This is a genomic window from Rickettsia sp. (assembly GCF_965035265.1).
This window is the reverse complement of sequence record NZ_CBCDJS010000114.1, coordinates 1-3695: the sequence shown is the minus strand read 5'-3', so window position 1 is coordinate 3695 and position 3695 is coordinate 1. Positions and strand designations below refer to the sequence as shown.

Below are 3695 nucleotides of genomic sequence, written 5' to 3'. Positions count from 1 at the left end.
AAAAACTTCTGATGCTTCCTTTTGGCTCCTTCCTTTCTTTAGGTAATTTATTACTTTCTTCCTTAAATCTTCACTATATGGACTTGTTGACATTTTTCCTTGTATATTATCTTATTATTGCACCTAATACTATATGATTTACTATATATGCTGAAAATATTAGCAATCCGATAAGCTTAGAACAAGTAGCAAAAGAAGCTTTAAAAAAGCTCGGTAAATATAAATTGCAAGATTTCCTAGCTGCACTAGAGCAGCATTTTATAAAATTTATTTTTCAAGGTTATCTAAAAATATTTGAGACCAAGCCGCATGCTATAGCAACTATCACCGAAAAACCTAAAACTAGCGAATTTGCAAGATACCAAGCAAAACAAGCTAATTTTAATAATACGAATATAGTTAGCGTAACAAATAGACTTAACGATATGATGGGTATGGCAATACATGAAAAATATATTTTAGAAATGCTAGACGGTACGCATAATATTGATGATATTAAGAAAGGAGTTCTTGAAAAAATTAATTCAAAACTCTTAACTGCCCGTGATGATAAAGGACAAGAAGTAACTGATCCAAAATTGTTAAAAGAATTTATTGACTATGTAGTTGCCGCATCCCTTGAGAAATTCCGCATGAACTATCTTTTAGTGAGGTAATTAACTTTTGACGTCATTCCTGCAAAGGTTTGTTTACATGATTCCTATGTCATTCCCGCGAAAGCGGGAATCCAGGGTAAAGCGAGATAAATCGAGCTTTTAAGAAAATCTTTTAAAAAGCTTTAAAGTACTGGATTCCCGCTTTCGCGGGAATGACATAAAAAACGATCCATACAACAACGTCAATGTCAGCTCACAATGGCAAAAAGCGCAGTTACGCAACCAATTTTTCACGTAATACTTCAACTAACTTACTAATTGCTTCAGTTGGGTGTATGTTTTCAAGAATAGCAAGTTCACCTGCAAGTCTATTTAAAGCTGATTCATATAGAGTTCTTTCACTATAAGAACGATCATTATCAACATTTTTATGTAAGTCTCGTAATACTTCAGCTATAGCTACAATATTACCTGAGTTAATTTTCCCTTCATATTCTTGTGCTCTTCTACTCCACATTCTATTTCCTTGTTTTGGTTTACCTTGAAGAGTTGAATATATTACATCTAAATCTTTTCTGCTTGCAACTGCTCTAAGACCGACAACCGCAGCCCTACTAACAGGTACTTTTAGCGTCATTTTATCTTGGGAAAAGGAAATGACATATACTTTAATTTCTGTACCAGCTATAGTATGATATTCTATATTTGTTATTTCACCAACTCCATGTGCAGGATAGACAATTCTCTGCCCTATTTTAAACTCGGATTTTTGTTCGGATTGTGTTGTATTTGTCATTATTAATTCCTCCGTAGTGGTTTTAGCGCCTAAGAACTTAATGTTAGACTATTATTTTCTATAGCATAGCACATTTTGCTTTTATTATAAAGTAGATATTTTTATTGAAATAAAATTGATACGATCTTATTGTAGATAAGGTTAATAGTTAAAGGAAAATTATGCGAAGTATTTTTATTGTGCCAATATTTTTATTATTTTTGAGTAGTTGTTCAGAAGAAAAAGCACAAGATAAGAACCAAGAAGAGGAACAAATAATAGAGCAAGAAACCGTACAAAATAATGAAGACCAAGACGTTGGAACTTCTCAAGAAACAAATCAAGAAGCCGTAAATTCTGAAAATGCAGCTGAATCGATAGTACCTGCTAATGATAATAATCAGATTAATGAAGTATCAACGCCGGATTCACAAGAACAAAAAAACCCTGAAATAAAACCTTTTAAGGTCACTTTTAAAGTTGATGATAATGATATGGTTCTCGGTAACAAAAAATCAAATGTTATATTAGTCGAGTATTTCTCTCCTACCTGCCCGCATTGTGCTTATTATCATAATACAATTTTTCCGGAACTTAAGAAAAAATATATTGATACTAATAAAATTGCATATGTAGTTCGTGAATTTATTGCTACAAAACAAGATTTAGATGCTGCAATTTTAGCCCGATGCAAGGGTGATATAAACAGTTTTGTACAATTGCATAATATCATATTACAACAACAAGATAAATGGGCATATAGCAATAAATACAGAGAATTATTAACTGATATAGGTCAGCTTGGCGGTGTTCCTCCGGAAGAATATAAGCAATGTTTAAATAGTGATAAAATTACTGAAACACTAATTTCTAATACTAATTTTGTAGCAAAAACACCAAAATTTATAGGCACTCCTTCTTTCTTTGTTAATGGAATACAAACCGGAAACTATAGTATGGATAATATTTCCACAGCATTAGATAAAGCTTTAGAAGAACAAAAAGAAAAATCAAAAAATGAGATGAGTTTGTAATTAATACTGACAGTGTTGCATGATCTCGATGTCATTCCCGCGTAGGCGGGAATCCAGGGTAAAGCGAGATAGATCGAGCTTTAAATTTCAAAAATTTGCTGTATTTATAATCTTTTTCTGGATTCCCGCCTACGCGGGAATGACATAGGCGGCTTTTTCAAGCCACGGTATGACAATGTACAAAAATATAATGGATACGGAAAAACTAAAAGATATCAAAGCAAGAATTAAAGACTTAAAAACTTCTAAGCTTTCTAATTCTAAGATTCAGCAAGAAATTAGCCTGCTTTCTATCGCTGTAGATTTAGTTTCAGGCACAATGGTAGGTGTCGTGATTGGAATATTTACGGATAAGTTCTTTAATTCTAAACCTTTATTTCTTATTATATTTACAATAATAGGAATGATTGCCGGCTTTAATATTATAAGGCAAAAAGTAAATAATAAAAAGTAAGGAAATGACTCATAGCCCTTTAGTACAGTTTGATATCAAAAAATTAATAGAAATCAAAATGTTCGGTTTTGACGTCAGCTTTACTAATTCAAGTATCTACATGTTACTTTCGAGTATCTTGGCTCTAACTTATTTTTACTTAGCTTTTTATAACCGAAAATTAGTGCCTTCTAGATTACAAGTAAGTGCCGAAATAGTTTATAATCTTGTAGCTGATATGTTAAATCAGAATATAGGAGAAAAAGGACGTAAATTTATTCCGTTAGTTTTTAGTTTGTTTATTTTTATTTTATTCTGTAATTTACTTGGTATGACACCTTATAGCTTTACTGCTACTAGTCATATTATCGTTACTTTTGCCTTGGCAATTTTAGTATTTTTAACGGTAACTATAGTCGGTTTTGTAAAACACGGCTTACGTTTTTTAACTCTTTTTTTACCGCACGGTACACCTTTGTGGCTAGCACCGTTAATGATAGTAATTGAACTGTTTACATATTTAGCAAGACCGGTTAGTCTATCACTGCGACTTGCTGCTAATATGATGGCGGGGCATGTTTTATTAAAAGTAATAGCCAGTTTTACCGTTTCATTAATGATTTACTTGAAATTTCTGCCAATCCCTCTTATGGTTATACTGATTGGGTTTGAAATTTTTGTTGCAATACTTCAAGCTTATATTTTTTCTATTCTTTCTTGTATGTATCTTAATGATGCTATTAATTTACACTAAATAATTTTTAATTTAAGTTGGAATTTCTTATGGATATAGTTTCTTTAAAATTTATCGGCGTAGGGTTTATGGCTATCGGCATGTACGGTGCGGCTCTAGGCGT

At 32.0% G+C, this 3695-nt stretch carries 5 protein-coding genes and 2 pseudogenes; 5 read left to right on the top strand and 2 right to left on the bottom strand.

The window, feature by feature from the left end:
• The coding region (locus AC1Z7D_RS06475; protein WP_482601266.1) for an IS630 transposase-related protein at positions 1 to 93 on the bottom strand (93 nt) is incomplete at its 3' end.
• 50 nt (positions 94 to 143) lie between these two features.
• Here AC1Z7D_RS06475 and AC1Z7D_RS06470 point away from each other — a divergent pair.
• Positions 144 to 656: pseudogene (locus AC1Z7D_RS06470) on the top strand (hypothetical protein); the annotation flags it as partial.
• Between the two features lie 214 nt (positions 657 to 870).
• Here AC1Z7D_RS06470 and AC1Z7D_RS06465 read toward each other — a convergent pair.
• Complete coding sequence (locus AC1Z7D_RS06465) at positions 871 to 1392, bottom strand: CarD family transcriptional regulator (protein ID WP_482602991.1); 522 nt, start codon at positions 1390 to 1392, stop codon at positions 871 to 873.
• A 161-nt stretch (positions 1393 to 1553) separates the two neighbouring features.
• On the opposite strand from AC1Z7D_RS06465, the gene AC1Z7D_RS06460 reads away from it, so the two are divergent.
• From AC1Z7D_RS06460 to AC1Z7D_RS06445, 4 genes and pseudogenes are all read left to right on the top strand, one after another.
• The gene (locus AC1Z7D_RS06460) at positions 1554 to 2405 is read left to right on the top strand and encodes a DsbA family protein (protein ID WP_482602989.1); all 852 of its coding nucleotides are present in this window, start codon (positions 1554 to 1556) and stop codon (positions 2403 to 2405) included.
• 190 nt (positions 2406 to 2595) lie between these two features.
• Positions 2596 to 2859: an AtpZ/AtpI family protein gene (locus tag AC1Z7D_RS06455; RefSeq protein ID WP_482602993.1), complete on the top strand. Its 264-nt coding sequence runs from the start codon at positions 2596 to 2598 to the stop codon at positions 2857 to 2859.
• Between the two features lie 4 nt (positions 2860 to 2863).
• Positions 2864 to 3592 carry a F0F1 ATP synthase subunit A gene (locus AC1Z7D_RS06450; protein ID WP_482602987.1) on the top strand — a complete coding sequence of 243 codons (729 nt, stop codon included), beginning with the start codon at positions 2864 to 2866 and terminating at the stop codon, positions 3590 to 3592.
• A 29-nt stretch (positions 3593 to 3621) separates the two neighbouring features.
• Positions 3622 to 3695, top strand: a pseudogene (locus AC1Z7D_RS06445) (F0F1 ATP synthase subunit C); the annotation flags it as partial.

Coding starts and splice junctions, on each gene's coding strand:
- AC1Z7D_RS06465 (WP_482602991.1), bottom strand. CDS start 1,392: ATGACAAATACAACACAATCCGAACAAAAATCCGAGTTTAAAATAGGG.
- AC1Z7D_RS06460 (WP_482602989.1), top strand. CDS start 1,554: ATGCGAAGTATTTTTATTGTGCCAATATTTTTATTATTTTTGAGTAGT.
- AC1Z7D_RS06455 (WP_482602993.1), top strand. CDS start 2,596: ATGGATACGGAAAAACTAAAAGATATCAAAGCAAGAATTAAAGACTTA.
- AC1Z7D_RS06450 (WP_482602987.1), top strand. CDS start 2,864: ATGACTCATAGCCCTTTAGTACAGTTTGATATCAAAAAATTAATAGAA.